At 72.0% G+C, this 19,374-nt stretch carries 22 protein-coding genes and 1 tRNA gene; 19 read left to right on the top strand and 4 right to left on the bottom strand.

Going from position 1 to position 19,374, the window contains the following annotated elements; genetic code table 11:
- Positions 1-154 precede the first annotated feature (154 nt).
- Genes ITJ64_RS14595 through ITJ64_RS14575 form a run of 5 tightly spaced genes read left to right on the top strand, consistent with a single transcriptional unit; the run spans position 155 to position 3,975 of the window.
- Positions 155-1,516, top strand: coding sequence for a pitrilysin family protein (locus ITJ64_RS14595; protein ID WP_194681468.1), 1,362 nt, complete (start codon positions 155-157; stop codon positions 1,514-1,516).
- The gene (locus tag ITJ64_RS14590; protein WP_173181154.1) at positions 1,516-2,118 is read left to right on the top strand and encodes a histidine phosphatase family protein; all 603 of its coding nucleotides are present in this window, start codon (positions 1,516-1,518) and stop codon (positions 2,116-2,118) included. Before ITJ64_RS14595 ends, ITJ64_RS14590 begins: the two co-directional genes overlap by 1 nt.
- Positions 2,119-2,137: 19 nt before the next feature.
- Complete coding sequence (locus ITJ64_RS14585) at positions 2,138-2,644, top strand: GNAT family N-acetyltransferase (protein WP_194682168.1); 507 nt, start codon at positions 2,138-2,140, stop codon at positions 2,642-2,644.
- Between the two features lie 9 nt (positions 2,645-2,653).
- Positions 2,654-3,496: a 4-hydroxy-tetrahydrodipicolinate reductase gene (dapB, locus tag ITJ64_RS14580; protein WP_194681467.1), complete on the top strand. Its 843-nt coding sequence runs from the start codon at positions 2,654-2,656 to the stop codon at positions 3,494-3,496.
- A complete protein-coding gene (locus ITJ64_RS14575; protein WP_370545198.1) occupies positions 3,493-3,975 on the top strand; it encodes a hypothetical protein in 483 nt (160 codons plus the stop codon). The genes dapB and ITJ64_RS14575 overlap by 4 nt, the downstream gene beginning before the upstream one ends.
- Before the next feature lie 3 nt (positions 3,976-3,978).
- On the opposite strand, the gene ITJ64_RS14570 is transcribed toward ITJ64_RS14575, so the two are convergent.
- A complete protein-coding gene (locus ITJ64_RS14570; RefSeq protein ID WP_194681466.1) occupies positions 3,979-4,872 on the bottom strand; it encodes a TIGR01777 family oxidoreductase in 894 nt (297 codons plus the stop codon).
- Complete coding sequence (locus ITJ64_RS14565; RefSeq protein ID WP_194681465.1) at positions 4,869-5,294, bottom strand: OsmC family peroxiredoxin; 426 nt, start codon at positions 5,292-5,294, stop codon at positions 4,869-4,871. Before ITJ64_RS14565 ends, ITJ64_RS14570 begins: the two co-directional genes overlap by 4 nt.
- A 100-nt stretch (positions 5,295-5,394) precedes the next feature.
- Between ITJ64_RS14565 and ITJ64_RS14560 the strand changes: the two genes are divergently transcribed.
- From ITJ64_RS14560 to ITJ64_RS19170, 6 genes are all read left to right on the top strand, one after another.
- Positions 5,395-5,730, top strand: coding sequence for a hypothetical protein (locus ITJ64_RS14560; protein WP_194681464.1), 336 nt, complete (start codon positions 5,395-5,397; stop codon positions 5,728-5,730).
- A gap of 192 nt (positions 5,731-5,922) precedes the next feature.
- Entirely contained in the window at positions 5,923-7,683 is a 1,761-nt protein-coding gene (gene leuA, locus ITJ64_RS14555) for a 2-isopropylmalate synthase (RefSeq protein WP_194681463.1), read from the top strand.
- A gap of 37 nt (positions 7,684-7,720) precedes the next feature.
- Positions 7,721-8,479, top strand: a complete 759-nt coding sequence (gene recO / locus ITJ64_RS14550) for a DNA repair protein RecO (protein WP_194681462.1) — start codon at positions 7,721-7,723, stop codon at positions 8,477-8,479.
- A complete protein-coding gene (locus tag ITJ64_RS14545) occupies positions 8,476-9,303 on the top strand; it encodes an isoprenyl transferase (RefSeq protein ID WP_194681461.1) in 828 nt (275 codons plus the stop codon). The genes recO and ITJ64_RS14545 overlap by 4 nt, the downstream gene beginning before the upstream one ends.
- 28 nt (positions 9,304-9,331) lie before the next feature.
- Positions 9,332-10,021 (top strand): DsbA family protein, encoded by a 690-nt coding sequence (locus ITJ64_RS14540; RefSeq protein WP_370545197.1) that lies wholly within the window; start codon positions 9,332-9,334, stop codon positions 10,019-10,021.
- Entirely contained in the window at positions 10,018-10,146 is a 129-nt protein-coding gene (locus ITJ64_RS19170) for a hypothetical protein (RefSeq protein ID WP_255524930.1), read from the top strand. Before ITJ64_RS14540 ends, ITJ64_RS19170 begins: the two co-directional genes overlap by 4 nt.
- A 32-nt stretch (positions 10,147-10,178) precedes the next feature.
- Here ITJ64_RS19170 and ITJ64_RS14535 read toward each other — a convergent pair whose 3' ends face one another.
- Positions 10,179-10,637, bottom strand: coding sequence for an aminoacyl-tRNA deacylase (locus tag ITJ64_RS14535; protein ID WP_370545271.1), 459 nt, complete (start codon positions 10,635-10,637; stop codon positions 10,179-10,181).
- Positions 10,638-10,770: 133 nt separating this feature from the next.
- Between ITJ64_RS14535 and dusB the strand changes: the two genes are divergently transcribed.
- From dusB to ITJ64_RS14505, 6 genes are all read left to right on the top strand, one after another.
- Positions 10,771-11,955: a tRNA dihydrouridine synthase DusB gene (gene dusB / locus ITJ64_RS14530; protein WP_194681459.1), complete on the top strand. Its 1,185-nt coding sequence runs from the start codon at positions 10,771-10,773 to the stop codon at positions 11,953-11,955.
- Positions 11,948-13,288: a deoxyguanosinetriphosphate triphosphohydrolase gene (locus ITJ64_RS14525; protein ID WP_370545196.1), complete on the top strand. Its 1,341-nt coding sequence runs from the start codon at positions 11,948-11,950 to the stop codon at positions 13,286-13,288. The genes dusB and ITJ64_RS14525 overlap by 8 nt, the downstream gene beginning before the upstream one ends.
- 34 nt (positions 13,289-13,322) lie before the next feature.
- Entirely contained in the window at positions 13,323-15,374 is a 2,052-nt protein-coding gene (gene dnaG / locus ITJ64_RS14520) for a DNA primase (protein WP_194681458.1), read from the top strand.
- Positions 15,375-15,495: 121 nt separating this feature from the next.
- Positions 15,496-16,542: an ATP-binding cassette domain-containing protein gene (locus ITJ64_RS14515; RefSeq protein ID WP_194681457.1), complete on the top strand. Its 1,047-nt coding sequence runs from the start codon at positions 15,496-15,498 to the stop codon at positions 16,540-16,542.
- Positions 16,539-17,549: a D-isomer specific 2-hydroxyacid dehydrogenase family protein gene (locus ITJ64_RS14510; protein ID WP_194681456.1), complete on the top strand. Its 1,011-nt coding sequence runs from the start codon at positions 16,539-16,541 to the stop codon at positions 17,547-17,549. Before ITJ64_RS14515 ends, ITJ64_RS14510 begins: the two co-directional genes overlap by 4 nt.
- A 66-nt stretch (positions 17,550-17,615) precedes the next feature.
- Positions 17,616-17,688 (top strand) — tRNA-Asn (locus ITJ64_RS14505).
- 79 nt (positions 17,689-17,767) lie between these two features.
- Here the strand turns inward: ITJ64_RS14505 and ITJ64_RS14500 are convergent.
- Positions 17,768-18,163 (bottom strand): hypothetical protein, encoded by a 396-nt coding sequence (locus ITJ64_RS14500; protein WP_194681455.1) that lies wholly within the window; start codon positions 18,161-18,163, stop codon positions 17,768-17,770.
- A gap of 151 nt (positions 18,164-18,314) precedes the next feature.
- Between ITJ64_RS14500 and ITJ64_RS14495 the strand changes: the two genes are divergently transcribed.
- A complete protein-coding gene (locus ITJ64_RS14495) occupies positions 18,315-19,034 on the top strand; it encodes an AzlC family ABC transporter permease (protein ID WP_194681454.1) in 720 nt (239 codons plus the stop codon).
- Complete coding sequence (locus ITJ64_RS14490; protein WP_194681453.1) at positions 19,031-19,336, top strand: AzlD domain-containing protein; 306 nt, start codon at positions 19,031-19,033, stop codon at positions 19,334-19,336. Before ITJ64_RS14495 ends, ITJ64_RS14490 begins: the two co-directional genes overlap by 4 nt.
- The last annotated feature ends 38 nt before the right edge of the window (positions 19,337-19,374 follow it).

Raw genomic sequence — 19,374 nt, 5'->3', positions numbered from 1 at the left:
GGATGCCTCGTCATCTGCGATCCGCCGGTCTCCCGGCTGCTGGATGAGCAGACCCGACCTCACGCCGAGCGCATGCCGGCCCTGCGCTGGCGGGATGGCTGGGAGATCTTCGCTCATCACGGTCTGTGGGGTGGGGCGGGATAGGCTGGCAGGGATGAACAGCGCCGTGAACCTCCCGCTCGACCTTCCGGAACTCTCGATCGGCACCGCCGCCGAAGGGCTGGTGCGGCGAACGATCCTCCCGAGCGGCGTGCGCATCCTGACCGAGCACATCCCGGGCTCGCGCTCCGCGACCATCGGCTACTGGGTCGCCGCCGGCTCGCGCGACGAGCTCGGCGCCGTCGGCTCGACCCCGTCGCGCTACGGCGCCACCCACTTCCTCGAGCACCTGCTGTTCAAGGGCACCCCGACGCGCACGGCGCTCGACATCGCCATCGCGTTCGACTCCGTGGGCGGCGAGCACAACGCCGTCACCAGCAAGGAGTACACCTGCTACTACGCCAAGGTGCGCGACGCCGACCTGCCGATGGCGGTCGACGTGCTCTCCGACATGGTCACCTCCGCGCTGCTCGATCCGGTGGAGTTCGAGACCGAGCGCGGTGTCATCCTCGAGGAGCTCGCCATGGCCGAGGACGACCCCTCGGACGTCGCGGGGGAGCGGCTGTTCGAGGCGGTGCTGGGCGGGCATCCGCTCGGCCGGCCCGTCGGCGGAACCCCCGAGGCCATCCGCGCGGTCACGCGCGAGGCCGTCTGGGAGCACTTCAAGGCCGCCTACCGGCCCAACGACCTCGTCATCTCGGCCGCCGGCGCGGTCGACCACGACGAGCTCGTCGCCCGGGTGGTCGCCTCGCTCGAGCGCTCGGAATGGGATCTCGGCACCCCGGCCACCCCCCGCGCGCGCCGCTCGACGACGCCCGTCGCGCTCGACACGGGCCATCCGCTCACCGTCGTGACCAAGCCCACCGAGCAGGCCAGCGTCATGGTCGGCCTGCCCGGCATCGTCGCCACCGACGACCGCCGCACCGTCATGGCCGTGCTGAACTCGGTCTTCGGCGGCGGCATGTCCTCCCGCCTGTTCCAGGAGGTGCGCGAGCGCCGGGGCCTGGCGTACTCGGTCTACTCCTATGCGCCGAGCTACTCCGACGCGGGCATCTTCCTGATGTACGCCGGATGCACGCCCGGCCGTGAGGGCGCGGTCACCGAGCTCATGCTGTCCGAACTCCGCCGCCTCGCCGACGACGGCATCACCGCCGACGAGCTGCGCCGCGCCTCGGGCCAGCTCTCGGGCTCCGCCGCGCTCGCGCTCGAGGACAGCGACACCCGCATGTCCCGCCTCGGCCGCTCCGAGCTGACGATCGGCGAGTTCGTCGACCTCGACGAGAGCGTGCGACGCCTCTCCGAGGTCACCGCCGACGACGTGCAGCAGCTGGCCGGCACCCTCCTGGAGGGCTCCGTGAGCATCGCGGCGGTCGGCCCGATCACCGAGGGCGCGTTCGCGGCGACGGTGGGCGCCTGATGGGCCACACGCTCTACCTCGTGCGGCACGGCGAGCAGCTCGACGCCGAGCACGGCGTCGCCGACGGCCCGCTCTCGCCCCGCGGCCAGCGCCAGGCGCGGCTGATCGCCGACCGGCTCGGGGGAGTGCCCTTCGACTCGGTGCGGCACTCGCCCCTGCAGCGTGCGGAGCAGACCGCGCAGATCATGTCCGAGCACCTGCCGGCTCTCGACCCGCAGCCGAGCGCGCTGCTGTTCGACTGCGTGCCCACGGGCTACTCGCCGCAGATGCCGCACACCTTCGAGCCCTTCTTCAACTCCGTCACCGACGACGAGGTCGAGGCGGGCCGCGCCCAGATGGCGGATGCGGTGGCCGAGTTCTTCACCCCCTCCCGCGACTCCACCCACGACCTCCTGATCACGCACAACTTCGTCATCGCCTGGTTCGTGCGCGAGGCGATGGACGCGCCGGAGTGGCGCTGGGCCGGCCTGAACGCCGCGCACGCCGGGTTGACGATCCTGCGCTGGAAGACCGGGCGTCTGCCCGAGCTCGTCGCCTTCAACGACCTCGGGCACCTGCCGGTGGAGCTGCGCACCGGTATGAACGACCCGCAGCCGTACTGATGCGCATCCGGTGGATCTGATGCGCATCCGCTCAGGAGACGTGTCGCAGCCGGCCGAGCGGCAGCTGCTCCGCGACTACTTCACCTTCCGCTCCGCGGCGTTCCCGCAGGCGGGCGGCTACACGGTCTCCTTGCCCGACCCGTCGCAGTTCGACGGCGTGCACGGGGTCTTCCTGGTCGTCGACGACGACGCGGGTGTGCCGGTGGGGTGCGGCGGCATCCGGATGCTCGCGCCCGACCCCGCTCGCGATGCCGGCGCCGTGCGCGCCGAGGTGAAGCACGTGTGGCTCGACCCCTCCACCCGGGGCCGCGGCTGGGCCGGGCAGCTGCTCGACGCCCTCGAGCAGAGCGCCCGGAGGCTCGGAGCCACCGAGCTCGTGCTCGACACGCACCACACCCTGGAGGCGGCCGCCCGCCTGTACGCGCGAACCGGCTTCGTGCCGACCGAGGCCTACAACGACAATCCGAACGCCACCAGGTGGTACCGCAAGCCGCTGGCCGACGTCGGGGCCGACGGCGCCCGGTAGGTTGGAGGGATGAGCGTGAAGGTGGCCGTCGTCGGCGCAACGGGGAAGCTGGGCCGACTGGTCGCGGGGATCGTGACCGAGCATCCGGAGTTCGAGCTCGTGGCGGCGCTCGGCTCGTCGAGCGAGCTGTCGGAGATGCTGGCCGCCGACGTCGTGGTCGACGTCACCGTGCCCGGCGTGAGCCAGAAGGTCGTCGAGTACGCCCTGACGAACGGGCGGAACGTGCTCGTCGGCACCTCGGGCTGGTCGGCCGAGCGCATCACCGGGCTGAAGCGCCTGCTCGGTGACGAGCCGTCGAACGGTGTCGTGGTCATCCCGAACTTCTCGCTCGGGTCGGTGCTCGCCACCTCGTTCGCCACCATGGCGGCCCGCTTCTACGACTCGATCGAGATCGTCGAGGCGCACGCCGCCCGCAAGGTCGACTCGCCGTCGGGCACCGCCGTGCGCACCGCCGAGCTGATGGCCGCCGCCCGGGCCACGCGCGGGCCCGTCGCCGCACCGCACACCGACCAGCGCGCGCGGGGGCAGCAGGTCGCGAGCATCCCGGTGCACAGCCTGCGGCTCGCCGGGGTCGTCGCGAAGCAGGACGTGATCTTCGGCGGCACCGGCGAGGTGCTGACCCTGACCCACGAGACGATCTCGCCGAGCTCGTACACCCAGGGCATCCTGGTGGCGCTGCGGGCGGCGTCGACCGCCCGCGGGGTGACCGTGGGGCTCGAGAGCCTGATCGACCTGGGGCTGCCGGGCGAGCCTGCGCCCACTGCGGCGCCGGGCGCTGCGCCGTCGGAGCCCGCAGCCGCACCCGAGAACGTCTCGGGCCAGGCGGCCACCGCCACCAGCGTGACCCCGTGAAGGGCCGCGTCGCCGCCATCGTGATGGCGGTCGTGCTCGCGATCTACCTCGTGCTCGTCGGCCAGCGCGCCGTGATGTTCGTGCTGACGGGCGAACCGATCGCCGTGGTCATCGGGGTGACCCTCGTCGCACTGCCGCTGGTCGGGGCCTGGGCCCTCGGCCGCGAGCTCTGGTTCGGCGTGCGCACCGAGCAGCTCGTCGAGCGGCTGGACCGCGAAGGGGAGCTGCCCCCCGACGACCTGCCCAAGCGCACGAGCGGCCGACCCGAGCGCGAGGCGGCCGACGCCGACTTCGCCCGCTGGAAGGACGCCGTCGAGCTCGACGAGACGAGCTGGCGCGCCTGGTTCCGGCTGGGGCTCGCCTACGACGCCTCGGGCGACCGCCGCCGCGCCCGCGCCGCGCTGCGCTCGGCCGTGCGCCTCGAGGGCGCCGAGCGGCGGGCCGGCGCCGGTACTGGCACCGGCACGGGCACCGCGTAGCCGTCAGATCTGGCTGAGGGCCGCCTCGACGGTGCCGTCGCGGAAGGTGAAGCCGTTGAACAGCAGCTTCTGCGCCGAGACGTCCTGGTCGGCCAGCAGCAGGTCGCGGCCCGCGTCGGCGAGGGCCGCCTTGAGCGCCCAGGCGGGTGCGGGCAGCCAGTAGGGGCGGTGCAGGTCCTCGGCGAGGGTGCGCACGACCTCGGCGGCCGGCGCCGGGCGCGGGCCCACCAGGTTCACCGGGCCCGAGAGGTCCGACGTCAGGAGGTACCGCAGCGCGGCCGCCTCGTCGTACAGGCTGATCCAGGGCCAGATCTGCTCGCCGCTGCCGATCGGGCCCGCGAGTCCGAGTTTCGCGAGCAGGGTCAACGGTTTGAGCGCGCCACCGCCCTTGCCGACGACGAGGCCGGTTCGCGCCGTGACGAGCCGCGTGCGCGCGGCGGCCGGTGCGGCGGCGCGCTCCCACGCATCCGTCACCCTGGCCAGGAAGCCGGTGCCGAGCGGCGACGCCTCGGTGAGCGTCTCGCCGGGCCGGTCGCCGTAGAAGCCCACGGCCGAGCCCGAGATGAAGGTGGAGGGCGGGTTCTCGGCGCGGGCGATCGCGTCGACCAGGGTGCTGGTGGCGAGCACGCGCGACTGCAGGATCTCCCGCTTGTACGGCAGGGTCCAGGGCAGCTTCGAGATGGAGGCGCCCGAGAGATTGATGATCGCGTCGACGCCCTCGACGACGGCCGAGGGGATCCAGCGGGCCTCCGGATCCCACGAGCGCTCCGTGGGCGTGCGGGCCGGCCGGCGCACGAGGATGAGCACGGTGTGCCCGTCGGCGCGCAGCTGGCGGGAGAGCTCGGTGCCGATGAAGCCCGAGCCGCCGGCGATCAGCACCGTCTGGGCGGCGCTCACGCGAGGCTCGCTTCGAGGGTGATCGGGATGCCCGTGAGGGCCTTCGAGACCGGGCAGCCCGTCTTGGCCTCCTCGGCGACGCGCTGGAACTCGGCCTCGTCGATGCCCGGCACGACGGCGCTGACGAGCAGATGACTGCCCGTGATGCCGTGCGCGGGGTCGAAGGTGACCGCGGCCGTGGTCTGCAGCGACTCGGGGGCGTGCCCGGCGCGGGCGAGCGCGGCGGCGAAGGCCATCGAGAAGCACGAGGCGTGCGCGGCGCCGAGCAGCTCCTCGGGCGTGGTGACGCTCTCGGCCCCCTCGGAGCGGGCCCGCCAGTTCACCGCGAGGCTCGCCGCGCCCGAACTGTCGAGCGTGGTCGTGCCCGATCCGCTGGTGAGATCACCCCGCCAGACCGTCGTCGACTCACTGGTCACAGCCATGGACAACCTCCCGTGTCGGTGCCGTCAGCCTACCGCGGTGCCCCTCGGCGAGCACCGGGATCGACCCCGCGGCAGCCCGGCGCGTCGGATAAACTGAGACATGCTTGATTATCAGTCGTCCGAGCGACCGCAGGGTTCGTCGATCCTCGGCGTGGCCGCGTTCGTCCTGGCGATCCTCACCCAGCTGGCCGGGCTCGTGTTCGGAATCGTCTACCAGACCCTGCCCACCGGAGCGTCGGAGTCGCTGCTCGGGTTCGGCGCCGCGCAGGTGCTCGTGACGGGCGGGCTGTTCCTGGCGAGCATCGTCTGCTCGATCGGGTGCCTCTCGCAGCGCGGGTCCCGAGGACGGATCCTCGCAGCCGTCGCCCTGGGAGCCACGGCGGGCGCGGTGGTGAGCCTCGTGCTGTCCTGGCTGCCCGTCTGGCTGATCGTGTGAGTCGCCGACTGCGGTGGCATGCCCGCAGCTGCAGCCGGCTGGCCTCTGGCCGGCGCGGGGGATCGTGCTAATCTGGGCGCGTGCTGTTCGGTCTGCTCCTTCTTAGCTGCCGCGACGAGTCCTAGTTCTCAGGCCTCCCTCGTCGCGGAGTTCGCCGATGGCTGACCAGATTCTGACGAAGGAACGCACGACATGAAGAACAACCAGGCCGCTTCGGCCATGCCGATCCACAAGTACCGGCCCTATCACGAGCAGTTCGCCATCGAGCTGCCCGACCGCACCTGGCCCTCGAAGCACATCACCGAGGCGCCCCGCTGGTGCGCGGTCGACCTGCGCGACGGCAATCAGGCGCTGATCGACCCGATGAGCCCCGAGCGCAAGCGCATCATGTTCGACCTCTTGGTGCGCATGGGCTACAAGGAGATCGAGGTCGGCTTCCCGAGCGCCTCGCAGACCGACTTCGACTTCGTGCGCTCGCTGATCGAGGAGGGGGCGATCCCCGACGACGTCACGATCCAGGTGCTGACCCAGGCGCGCGAGCACCTGATCCGCCGCACCTACGAGTCGATCGCCGGTGCCAAGCAGGCGATCGTGCACCTCTACAACTCCACCAGCGTGCTGCAGCGCGACGTCGTGTTCCGCACCGACCGCCAGGGCATCGTCGACATCGCGCTCGAGGGTGCGCGCCTGTGCCGGTCCTTCGAGAGCCTGGTGCCCGAGACGCAGGTCTTCTACGAGTACTCGCCCGAGAGCTACACCGGCACCGAGCTGGAGTTCGCCGTCGACATCTGCAACCAGGTGCTCGAGGTCTTCGAGCCGACACCGGAGCGGAAGGTCATCCTGAACCTGCCCTCCACCGTCGAGATGGCGACCCCGAACGTCTACGCCGACTCGATCGAGTGGATGGGGCGGCACCTGAACCACCGCGAGAACGTCATCATCTCGCTGCACCCGCACAACGACCGGGGCACCGCGGTCGCGGCGGCCGAGCTGGGCTACCTGGCCGGCGCCGACCGCATCGAGGGCTGCCTCTTCGGCAACGGGGAGCGCACGGGCAACGTCGACCTGGTGGCGCTCGGCATCAACCTGTTCACCCAGGGCATCGACCCGCAGATCGACTTCAGCGACCTCGACGAGGTGCGCCGCACGGCCGAGTACTGCAACCAGCTGAAGGTGCACGAGCGCAGCCCGTGGGCGGGCGACCTCGTCTACACCGCCTTCAGCGGCTCGCATCAGGACGCCATCAAGAAGGGCTTCGAGGCCATGGCCGCCGACGCCGCCGCACAGGGCAAGGAGGTCGACGAGCTGCTCTGGGCCGTGCCCTACCTGCCCATCGACCCGAAAGACCTGGGGCGCTCCTACGAGGCGGTCATCCGCGTCAACTCGCAGTCGGGCAAGGGCGGCGTCGCCTACCTGCTGAAGACCGACCACGCGCTCGACCTGCCTCGCAAGCTGCAGATCGAGTTCTCGGGCGTCGTGCAGGCGAAGACCGACGCCGAGGGCGGCGAGGTCACGAGCGAGCAGATCTGGGCGGTGTTCCAGGACGAGTACCTGCCCTCCTCGGCCGCGGAGGAGAAGTGGGGCCGCTTCGAGCTGCACCGCACCCGCACCTCGAGCGACCTGGGCGGATCGGTGGCGCTCGACGTCACCCTGCGTGTCGGCGACGACGTGATCGAGACCGCCGCCTCGGGCAACGGGCCGATCGCCGCGTTCCTGAACGTGATGACCGAGCAGGGTGTCGACATCAAGCTCTACGACTACGTCGAGCACGCGCTCAGCGCCTCGGGCGACGCGCTGGCCGCGTCGTACGTCGAGCTGCAGGTCGACGGCAACCGCCTCTGGGGCGTGGGCATCGACGCCGACATCTCGACCGCGTCGCTGAAGGCGGTCGTCTCGGCCGTCAACCGGGCGATCCGGGTGCGCGACGCCGAGCGGGAGCTCGTCTCGGCGTAGCTGCCCGGTCATCCCCGCGGGCGCGGGATAATGGGCTGTGCCCGTTTACCGTGATGACGCCGTGGTGCTGCGCACCCACAAGCTGGGTGAGGCCGACCGCATCGTCACCCTGCTGACCCGGCACCACGGCAAGGTTCGCGCCGTCGCCCGCGGCGTGCGGCGCACCGCGTCGAAGTTCGGGGCCCGGCTGGAGCCGTTCATGGTCGCCGACGTGCAGTTCTACGAGGGCCGCACCCTCGACACCATCACCCAGGCGGTCACGATCGGCTCCTACGGCGCCGAGATCACGGCCGACTACGCCAGCTACACCGCGGCCAGCGCCATGGTCGAGACCGCCGACAAGTTGACGGAGGAGGAGCCCTCACTGCAGCAGTACCTGCTGCTGGTGGGGGCCCTCCGCTCGCTCGCCCGCAACGAGCACGGCCCGAACGCCACCCTCGACTCCTACCTGCTGCGGGCGCTGTCGATGGCCGGCTGGGCGCCGAGCTTCCACGACTGCGCGGTGACGGGGGAGCCCGGGCCGCACTCCGCTTTCGTCGTGCAGCTGGGCGGCGTGGTGGCGGAGTCGGTCGCCCCGCCCGGCACCCCGCGCCTGGACTCGAGCACGCTCGAGCTCCTGACCGCGCTGCTGACGGGTGACTGGACGACGGCCGACGCCGCCGACGGCCCGGTGCGCTCGCGCGCGAGCGGTATCGTTGCGGCGTACACCCAGTGGCACCTGGAACGCGGGCTCCGATCGCTCGAGCACGTCGAACGGGGGCCGGGGAAGCCGGAGAAGAAGGTGCAGCCGAGTTGAGTCCCGTTCCGTTCACGTCGCCGAAGGCCGAGCCGTTCCGCCCCCTCGACTGGACGGGCCTGTACCCGCCCGCCGTGCCCGCGGCCGCGGTGCCGAAGCACGTCGCCATCGTGATGGACGGCAACGGCCGCTGGGCGAATCAGCGCGGCCTCACCCGCATCGAAGGCCACCGCGCGGGCGAAGCGGCGCTGCTCGACGTCGTCGCGGGCGCCGTGCAGATCGGCGTGAAGCACGTCAGCGTCTACGCCTTCTCGACCGAGAACTGGAAGCGCTCGCCCGACGAGGTGCGCTTCCTGATGGGCTTCAACCGCGACGTGCTGCACCGCCGGCGCGACCAGCTGAACGAGTGGGGCGTGCGCATCCGCTGGGCCGGCCGCAAGCCCCGCCTCTGGGCGAGCGTGATCAAGGAGCTGCAGTTCGCCGAGCGGCTGACGGCGCACAACAGCACGCTCACGCTCACCATGTGCGTCAACTACGGGGGCCGCAACGAGATCACGGATGCGGTGCGCGCGATCGCCGACGACGTCGCGGCCGGCCGCATCCGCCCCTCGGCCGTCTCGGAGAAGCTCATCCAGCGCCACCTCTACGTGCCCGAGCTGCCCGACGTCGACCTGTTCGTGCGCAGCTCGGGCGAGCAGCGCACCTCGAACTTCCTGCCCTGGCAGTCGGCGTACGCCGAGATGGTGTTCCTCGACCGGCTCTGGCCCGACTTCAGCCGGGTCGACCTCTGGCAGGCGATCGAGCACTACGCCGGGCGCAACCGGCGGTTCGGCGGGGCGATCGACGCGCCGGCCGAGGAGACGTCGTCGACCGAGGCGGAATGAGCGGGCATCCGTTCGCGTTGCCCCTCGTGTGACTGACATCGCCGCCTCGTCCGAGGCCATCAAGATCGACATCTGGAGCGACATCGCCTGCCCGTGGTGCTACATCGGCAAGCGCAAGCTCGAGTTCGGCATCGAGGAGTACGCCTCGACCGAGGGCTCCGTTCCCGTCGAGATCGAGTACCACTCCTTCGAGCTCTCGCCCGACACCCCCGTCGACTTCGACGGCGACGAGATCGAGTTCCTCTCGGGCCACAAGGGCATCCCGGCCGAGCAGGCCTCGCAGATGCTCGAGCGAGTGACCGGCATCGCCTCGTCCGTCGGGCTCGACTACGACTACGACGCCCTGAAGCACACCAACACCGTCAAGGCGCACGAGCTGATGCACTACGCCAAGGCGCACGGCCTGCAGCTCGAGATGAAGGAGCGGCTGCTCAAGGCCTACTTCGTCGAGGGCCGCCACGTCGGGCGCATCGACGACCTGGCCGATCTGGCCGCCGAGCTGGGGCTCGACCGCGCCGACGTCGTGCGCTCGCTCGAGTCGGGCGAGAACGTCGCCGCCGTGCGGGCCGACCAGCGTCAGGCGCAGGAGCTCGGCATCCAGGGTGTGCCGTTCTTCGTCTTCGAGGGCAAGTACGGGGTCTCGGGTGCTCAGGATCCGGCGACGTTCGCGCAGGTGCTGGCCCAGGTGGCCGGCGAGCGGGTCGAGGTCGGCTCATGACGGCGACGGATGCTCGCGCCGGGGTCCCGGCTCCGGCCACCACGCCCGTGCCCACCGTGACGCCCCTGTTGACCGTGCTGGGCGCTCCCGGGGCGAGCTGCGAGGGCGACTCCTGCTCGTTCTAGGGGTGCGGCCGGATCCAGCGACGGCTTTCGATCTAGCGGTCGGGGAGCGGTTCGCTGATGTCGGCGACGGTCGCGCCGAGGGCCGCGGCCAGCGCATCCGCGTCGACGTAGGCGCTGTGGCCGTGCGCACCCGCACCCATCGCGATGCGGCGGCCGGCGAAGGACTCGTCGAGGTAGACGGGCCACGCGGTGCTGCTGCCGAGCGGGGTGATCGTGCCGCGCTCGTAGCCGGTGGCGGCCAGCGCGACGTCCTGGTGGGGCATCGAGAGCTTGTTGACGCCGACGAGGGTGCGGAGCTTCGGCCAGCTGATCTGGCGGTCGCCCGGGATGAGCGCGAAGAGGAAGTCGCCGTCGTGGCGCTTCACCACGAGGCTCTTGGCGATGTCGCCCGGCTCGAGGTCGAGCAGGCGCGCGGCCTCCTGCAGGGAGCCTGCCTCGGGGCGCTCGACCACTTCGACGTCGAGGCCGAGGCGGCGGGCGTGCTCGCGCACGCGGTCGGTGCCCGAGGGCCGGTCTGCAGCTGGGGTGTCCGTCTTGTCCGTCACAGTCGGAAGAACCACCGAACCGTCCACAGGATTCCCCGCCGCGTCGCCGTGGCCGCCCACGTCTGGGAGAATTGACCCGATGTCCACTTCAACCCTCACCCCCGACCGGCTGGCCATCGGGCCCATCCAGCTCGACGTGCCGGTGGTGCTCGCACCCATGGCCGGCATCACGAACACGGCGTTCCGCCGGCTCTGCCGCGAGTTCGGCGCCGGGCTCTACGTGAGCGAGATGATCACGAGCCGCGCGCTCGTCGAGCGCAACGAGGCGACCTTCCGACTCATCACGCACCACCCGAGCGAGACGCCCCGCTCCATCCAGCTCTACGGGGTCGACCCGGCCACCATGGCCGAGGCCGCCCGCATCCTGGTCGACGAAGACCGCACCGACCACATCGACATGAACTTCGGCTGCCCGGTGCCCAAGGTCACCCGGAAGGGCGGGGGAGCGGCGCTGCCCTGGAAGCTCGACCTCTTCCGCGAGATCGTCGAGTCGGTGGTCGAGGCCGCCGGCGACGTGCCCGTCACCGTCAAGATGCGCAAGGGCATCGACTCCGACCACCTCACCTACCTCGAGGCCGCGAAGGCCGCCGAGGGGGCAGGGGCCGCCGCCGTCGCGCTGCACGCCCGCACCGCGAGCGACTTCTACAGCGGGCAGGCCGACTGGTCGGCCATCGCCACGTTGAAAGAGACGATCACCTCGATCCCGGTGCTCGGCAACGGAGACATCTGGTCGGGCGAAGACGCCATCCGCATGGTCGATGAGACCGGGTGCGACGGCGTCGTCGTCGGGCGCGGCTGCCTCGGCCGGCCCTGGCTGTTCGGCGACCTGGCCGCGGCGTTCCGCGTACGCGCGGGCGAGCTCTCGGCCGAGGAGGCGGCGGCCCTGCGGGCCGCGCCATCGCTCGGCGTCGTGGCCCAGACGCTGCGCCGGCACGCCGAGCTGCTGGTCGAGTTCTACGACGACGAGGGCCGCGCCTGCCGCGACATCCGCAAGCACGTCGCCTGGTACCTCAAGGGCTACCCGGCCGGGCACGAGGTGCGCGCCGCGCTCAGCACGGTGCAGAGCCTCGAGCAGATGGACGAGATCCTGGCCGAGCTCGACTGGTCGATGCCCTACCCGGGCGCCGACGCCGAGGGGCCGCGCGGCCGGGCCGGCAGCCCGAAGCGCCCGTCGCTGCCCGACCGCTGGCTGGAGTCGCGCTCGCTCGAGACCGCGGGGCGCGCCGAGGTCGCCGCGGCCGAGAAGGAGAACAGCGGTGGCTGACGCCCTCGATCTGCAGACCTTCGCGCCCACGAAGGGCTACGCCGAGTCCGACGCCGAGCGCATGCTGCCCGAGGAGCACTACACCCGCCGCAGCGACTTCCAGCGCGACCGGGCGCGCATCCTGCACTCCTCGTCGCTGCGCCGGCTGGCGGCCAAGACGCAGGTGCTGAGCCCCACCGTGGTCGCCGATTTCGCGCGCAACCGGCTCACCCACTCGCTCGAGGTGGCGCAGGTGGGCCGCGAGCTCGCGTCGAGCCTCGACCTCGACCCCGACGTGGTCGACTCGGCGTGCCTCGCGCACGACCTCGGGCATCCGCCGTTCGGTCACAACGGCGAGAAGGCGCTGAACCAGTGGGCGCAGTCGATCGGGGGCTTCGAGGGCAACGCCCAGAGCCTGCGCATCCTGACCCGGCTCGAGGCGAAGGTGTTCGACGACAGCGGGCACGGCTACGGCCTCAACCTCACCCGGGCGAGCCTCGACGCGAGCTGCAAGTACCCGTGGGCGGCATCCGATCCGGTCGAAGACCCGAGCGGCCGCCTGAAGTACGGCGTCTACGACGACGACGCCCCGGTGTTCGACTGGTTCCGCGCGGGAGCGCCGACGCGGAAGCTCTGCGTCGAGGCCCAGGTAATGGACCTCAGTGACGACATCGCCTACTCGGTGCACGACTTCGAAGACGCCGTGCTGAACGGCTACATCGACGTGCGGGTGCTCGGCCGGCGGGTCGACCACGCCGATCTGGTGCGGAGCATCCACGCCCGCGCCGGCGGCGGCTTCTCGCTCGACGAGCTGAGCGAGGCGTTCGAGCGCCTCGACTCGCTGCAGGTCTGGCTCTCGGAGTGGGACGACTCGCGCCGGGCCCACGCCAAGCTGAAGAACCTCACCAGCCAGCTGATCGGGCGCTTCGCCGGGGCGGCCACCCGGGCCACCCGGGAGTCCTTCCCGACCCCGAGCATCACCCGCTACGGCGCCGACGTGATCGTGCCCGACTGGGTCGCCGCCGAGATCGCGACGCTGAAGGGCATCGTCTCGGTGTTCGTCATGTCCAACGACGCCCGGCAGCCGCTCTACCAGCAGCAGCGGGGGCTCCTGATGGAGCTGGCCGACCGGCTCTGGCAGAGCGACGGGGCGGCGCTCGACCCAGCGTTCGCCGACGACTGGCGCACCGCCGCCGACGATCGGGCGGCCCGGCGGGTGGTCGTCGACCAGGTCGCCAGCCTCACCGATCAGACCGCGCTGTCGTGGTACGAGCGGCTCTGCGCACCGGCCGATGAGGGCAGCCTGGGAGAAGAGCTGCTCGCGGCCGAGGGGCCCAGGCGGGCTCTATCCTAGGAGGACCGGTGGGCGAGATGGCAGGGCGGGTGACATGGCAGGACTGATCCGTCGCAACGACATCGACGAGGTCCGGTCGCGCATCAACATCGCCGACGTGGTCGGCGACTTCGTCACGCTGAAGAGCGCCGGTGTCGGTTCGATGAAGGGGCTCTGCCCGTTCCACGACGAGCGGTCGCCGAGCTTCCACGTGCGCCCCCAGGTGGGCTACTACCACTGCTTCGGCTGCGGTGAGGGCGGCGACGTCTTCACGTTCCTGCAGAAGATGGACCACGTCACCTTCTCGGAGGCCGTGGAGCGCCTCGCGGCGAAGATCGGCTTCCAGCTGCACTACGAAGACGGCGGAGCGGCGGCCGACCAGGGCAACCGCGCCCGGCTGCTCGCCGCCAACGAGGCGGCCCGCGAGTACTTCGCCGAGCAGCTCACCGCACCCGGCGCCGACGCGGGCCGGGCCTTTCTCGGCCAGCGCGGCTTCGACGCCGCGGCCGCCGCCCGCTTCGGCGTGGGCTACGCGCCTCAGGGGTGGGACAACCTGGGCAAGCACCTCCGCGGTCGCGGCTTCACCGAGCAGGAACTGACGGCGGCGGGCCTCCTGAGCCAGGGCGACCGCGGCACCTACGACCGCTTCCGGGGGCGGCTGATCTGGCCCATCCGCGACCAGACCGGGCAGACCGTCGGCTTCGGCGCGCGCCGGCTGTTCGACGACGACAAGGGCCCGAAGTACCTCAACACCCCCGAGACGGTCGTCTACCACAAGGCCCAGGTGCTCTACGGGCTCGACCTCGCCAAGCGCGACATCGCGCGCAGCCGCCAGGTCGTCGTCGTCGAGGGCTACACCGACGTCATGGCGGCGCACCTCGCCGGTGTCACCACCGCGGTGGCCACCTGCGGCACCTCGTTCGGCGTCGACCACATCAAGATCATGCGCCGGGTGCTCTCCGACGACTCCGCCGGTCTCGGCGAAGTCGTGTTCACCTTCGACCCCGACGCCGCCGGCCAGAAGGCCGCGCTCCGCGCCTTCAGCGAAGAGCAGCGCTTCGCCGCGCAGACCTACGTCGCCGTCGCGCCCGACGGGCTCGACCCCTGCGACCTGCGCCTCGCCAAGGGCGACGACGCCGTGCGTCGGCTGATCACGAGCAAGAAGCCCATGTTCGAGTTCGTCATCCGGCAGAAGCTCTCGGCCTACGACCTCGACACGGTCGAGGGGCGCGTGGCCGCGCTGCGGGACGCCGCGCCGATCGTCGCCGATATCCGCGACTCGGCGCTGCGGCCGGCCTACACGCGGCAGCTCGCGAAGATGCTCGGCACCGACCTCGACGTGGTGCAGCAGGCGGTCGAGCGCTCGGTGCGGAGCGGTGGGTCGGCCGGGGCACAGGGGCAGGGTCAGGGTCACGGTCATGGCGGGGAGCGCGGCGGGCACCAGGGCTCGGAGCGCGGTGGCGCGCAGGGCTTCGACCGGCAGGCCCTCCGGCCGGTCGGCCCGAACGGCAACGGCGGTGGGGCGGGCTCGGGTCAGTCGCGTGACCAGGGCGGCTACCGCCCGTCGCCGGCGGCCGATCCGGGGGTCGCCTCGGTGACGACGCTCGAGGTCGTGCCGGTCGAGGTGCCCGCGGTCTCGCTGACCGAGCTGCCCTCCACCACCACCGTGCGGCGCGAGCGAGACGCGCTGATGGCCATGCTGCAGTCGCCGACCGTGATCGGGGCCGAGCTGCTCACCCGGTCGACCGGCTGCGGCTTCGCCAGCGCCCCGCTCGCCGCCGTGCGCGACGCCGTGGCGCGGAACGTCGAGCACTTCGACCAGCCCGACTTCGTGCAGACCGTGCAGGCCGACGTGCCGCCGGAGTACCGCACGCTGGTGGAGCAGCTGGCCGTGGCCCCGATCCCCGAACGTCCGGAGCGGGCCCCTGAGAACTACCTGCGCGGGGTCGTCCGCGCGCTGGTCGAGCGCGACCTCAGCCGCCGCAAGGACGAGCTCGTGCTGAGGCTGCAGCGCACCGACCGGGTGGCCGAGCCGGTGCTGTACCGCGAGATCCAGATCCAGTCGGCGCAGCTCGAGGCCGATCGACGGGCGTTCGTGGGGGAGTAGCCGGGGCCGGCCGGGGGAATGCGGCGGGTCGCGCGGGGGCGGTGACGCCTTCTGCGCAATCTCCGGGCATCCGCCGCGCCGTCGGGCCCGCAGGAGGGTGTGCGCCTAGGCTCGAAGCCTGATGGTCGAACGAAACGTGCTCTCCGCCTCCGACGTGACGATCGAGTACCCCTCGCACAGCGTCAGTCCCGCCTTCACCGCCGTGAAGGGGTTCACCCTCACGGTCGCGCCCGGTGAGATCGTCGGGCTGGTCGGCTCGAGCGGCTCGGGCAAGTCGACGCTCGCCCACGTGGCGTCCGGTCAGGCCGCGCTGCGGGCCTCGAAGGAGTCGTCGCCGCGCATCATCGGCGGCAGCCTCGAGGTGCTCGGGCTCCAGATGCGCGGCATCCGCCGCGGCAAGCTCGGGCGGCTCACCCTGGGGGTCGGCTACGTCGCCCAGGACGCCGGGTCGAAGCTCACCTCCAACATGACCGTGGCGGAGCTCGTGGCGGAGCCGCTGCTGCTCCGCGACAAGCGCTACGACCGGCACGAGGCGGGCCTGAAGGCGGCCACGCTGGTCGACGCGCTGCTGCTGCCGGTCGGCACGATGATGAAGCTGCCGCACGAGCTGTCGAGTGGCCAGCGCCAGCGCGTCGCTGTCGCCCGCGGGCTGATCCTCGATCCCGTGCTGCTGATCGCCGACGAGCCGACCGCCGGCGTCGACGTCTCGGTGCGGAGCGCTGTCGTCGACGTGATCGCCGGGCTGCAGCGGGCGCGAGGCGCGAGCGCCCTGATCATCAGCCACGACCTCGACACGCTGCGCCGCAGCGCCGACCGCGTCGCCGTCATCCACGAGGGCATGGTGGTGGGGCTGGGGCCCATCGACGACGTGCTCGCCGACCCGCGGCACCCCTACGTGGTGCGCCTCGCGGAGGAGCTGAACGGCGACGACGAGCTCGACGACGAGGAGTTCGAGGACGAGCAGGACGGTGACGAGCTGGAGGGCGAGGATCCGGACGGCGAGGACCAGGACGGCGAAGCCCAGAACGGCGAGAACCAGGACGGTGAAGTGCGGGATGGCGATGACCTGGGCGGCGACGACCCGCTCGGCGACGACCCGCTCGACCACGACGATGACTCAACCGGGCCGCTGAGCCCGTCCGCCGACGAGACCCGAGGAGCCCGATGACGCCCCCGTCCCGATCCTTCGACGGCCGCCACCGCGAGGTGCTCGCGGTCGCCGCCGACGCCCTGCCGGCCGAGGAGCGCCCCGAGCCCGGGCCGATCGCCGTGCTGCCCGAGGCCGACCCCACCTTCGTCGAGGCCGTCGAGGCGGCCGGAGGCACCGTCGCCCCGCTCTCCGACGAGACCCGCGGGGTCGTCTGGCTCGCCCACGACCGTCCCGAGCAGTTCGACGAGGTCATCTCCGCCCACCCCGGCATCGGCTGGGTGCAGCTGCCCTGGGCGGGCGTCGACGCCTTCGCCGACTCCATCCGCGACCACGACCGCCCCGGCCTCGTCTGGACGAGCGCCAAGGGCGCCTACGCGCAACCCGTCGCCGAGCACGCGCTGACGCTCGCCCTCGCGCTCCTCCGCGAGCTGCCGACGCGCATCCGTGCCACCAGCTGGGGCCCGAAGATCGGTGCCTCGCTCTACGGCCTGAACGTCGTGATCATCGGCGCCGGCGGCATCGCCCTCGAACTGCTGCGGCTGCTCGAGCCGTTCGGGGTGACCGTCACCATCGTGCGGCGATCGACCGACCCGGTCGAGGGAGCCCACCGCACGGTCTCGGCCGACCGCCTCGACGAGGTGCTGCCCGAGGCCGACCTCCTGGTGGTCGCCGCCGCGTTCACCGCCGGCACCGACAAGCTGATCGGCGCCCGCCAGCTCGAGCTCCTGCCCGAGACGGCCCACCTCGTCAACATCGCGCGTGGCGGCCTCGTCGACACCGAGGCCCTCGTCACCGCGCTCGAGAGCGGCGCCATCGCGGGGGCCGCCCTCGACGTGACCGATCCCGAGCCGCTGCCCGACGGGCATCCGCTCTTCTCGCTCGAGAACGCGATCATCACCCCCCACTCGGCGGACACGCCCGAGATGATCGCGCCGCTCCTGGCCGCGCGCATCCGCCACAACGTGCACGCGTTCCTCGAGACCGGCGAGTTCGCGGGCCGCGTCGACCCCGCCGCGGGGTACTGACGCCGAGGTGTCAGGAGCGCCGCGAAAGTGGTGGTAATGTATTGAGCGCTGTTCCGGCAGCACCATTCCTCGATAGCTCAATTGGCAGAGCAGCCGGCTGTTAACCGGCAGGTTCTTGGTTCGAGTCCAAGTCGGGGAGCGAAGGCCTCGCGGCTCCACCCGCGAGGCTTTCCTTGTTAAGCGGCGGACGCCTCGCGTGGTCGGCGTCGCCCGCAGGGTCAAACCGCGGTGCGCTTCGCAGCAGCAGCAGCAGCAGCAGCAGCGGCAGAGGCGGAGGCGGCAGCGGACGTCTTGGCCGCCGGCGCAGGGCCCGCCGCAGCGTTCTCCCCGGGGGCCCGGCCCACCTCGATGCGCCGCACGGCGATCGGCACTCGCGGCCCCACGAGCAGCAGGTCGACACCGCCGCGGTGCAGCAGCGGAACCAGCTCCGTGTCGCCGCGCGCCACGATGTCGGCCGCCGCAGCCTCGAAGATCTCGGCCATCGTCGCCGTGGCGAAGAAGGTGCGCCCGCCGTGGTGGACGACCCGCTCGTAGTGGCGCTCCGGCCCGTCGTGGCGCTCTGGCCCGTCGTGGTGCTCGTCGTGCTGTGCTGACCCGTCGTGGTGCTGTGGCATCGTCGCCCGTCCGTTCCCGCGCGCCCCGCGTGCGTCTTTTCGCACCCTACGCTCGCGGAATCGGAGCGACCAGGGCTTGCGCACGGCTCACGGCAGGCTCCCGGAGTCGCCGCCGCTCCGACGCCCGGACCGGTTCTGGCAGGATCGAGGAATGGCCACGCAGCGCACCCCCGAGGAGCGCGCCGCCATCCGCTCCGGCCTCGCCGTGGGCCTCGCCACCGCGGTCTACGGCATCTCCTTCGGCGCCCTCGCCACCCTCTCGGGTCTCGACGTCTGGCAGACCTGCTTCCTCAGCCTGGTCATGTTCACCGGCGGTTCGCAGTTCGCCCTGATCGGCGTGCTCGCCTCGGGCGGTCTCGCCGCCGGCCCCGCCGCCATCACCAGCGCCGCACTGCTCGGCACACGGAACGTGTTCTACTCCATCCGGATGGCCCCCGTCGTCGGCCCCGGCTTCTGGAGAAGGGCGGCGGCCGCGCAGCTGACCATCGACGAGTCCGTCGCCGTCTCGACCGCCCAGACCACGCTCGGCGCCCAGCGGGCCGGCTTCTGGGTGACGGGCCTCGCGATCTACCTCGGCTGGAACCTCACCACCCTCGTCGGTGCCCTGATCGGCGACCTCCTCGGCGACGTCAGCGCCTACGGCCTCGACGCCGCGGCCGCCGCCGCCTTCCTCGGGCTGCTCTGGCCGCGCCTGAAGGAGCGCCAGACCCAGGCCGTCGCGGTCGCCGCCGCCGTCGTGGCGACCCTCCTCACGCCCGTGCTGGTGCCCGGCCTGCCGGTGCTCGTGGCGGCCGGCGTCGCCCTCGTGGTGGGCGGCTTCAATCTCTTCGGGGCGAAACCCACGAAGCCGCCGGCCGGAGGCGACGCATGACCGCCTGGCAGATCGTCATCCTCGCCTCGATCGTCTGCGCCGCGCTCAAGGTCGCGGGCTACCTCATCCCGCCGAAGGCCTTCGAGCACCCCACCGTCGCCCGCATCGCGAACCTGATGACGGTGGCGCTCCTGGCGGCCCTGATCGGCGTGCAGACCTTCGGCGCCGGTCAGGCCGTGCAGCTCGACGCGCGGGTGCCGGCCGTGCTGGTGGCCGCCGTGCTCTACGCGCTGCGCGTGCCGTTCGTCGTGGTGGTGATCGCTGCGGCAGTGGTCGCCGCGGGCATCCGGATGCTCACCTGAGCACCCCCGTCGAGCCCGCCTTCACCGCGCGACGAGGC

Origin of the sequence: Herbiconiux sp. VKM Ac-1786 (assembly GCF_015350805.1) — a bacterium.
Classification (GTDB): Bacteria; Actinomycetota; Actinomycetes; order Actinomycetales; family Microbacteriaceae; genus Herbiconiux.
This window is presented reverse-complemented; position numbering and strand designations above follow the sequence as displayed.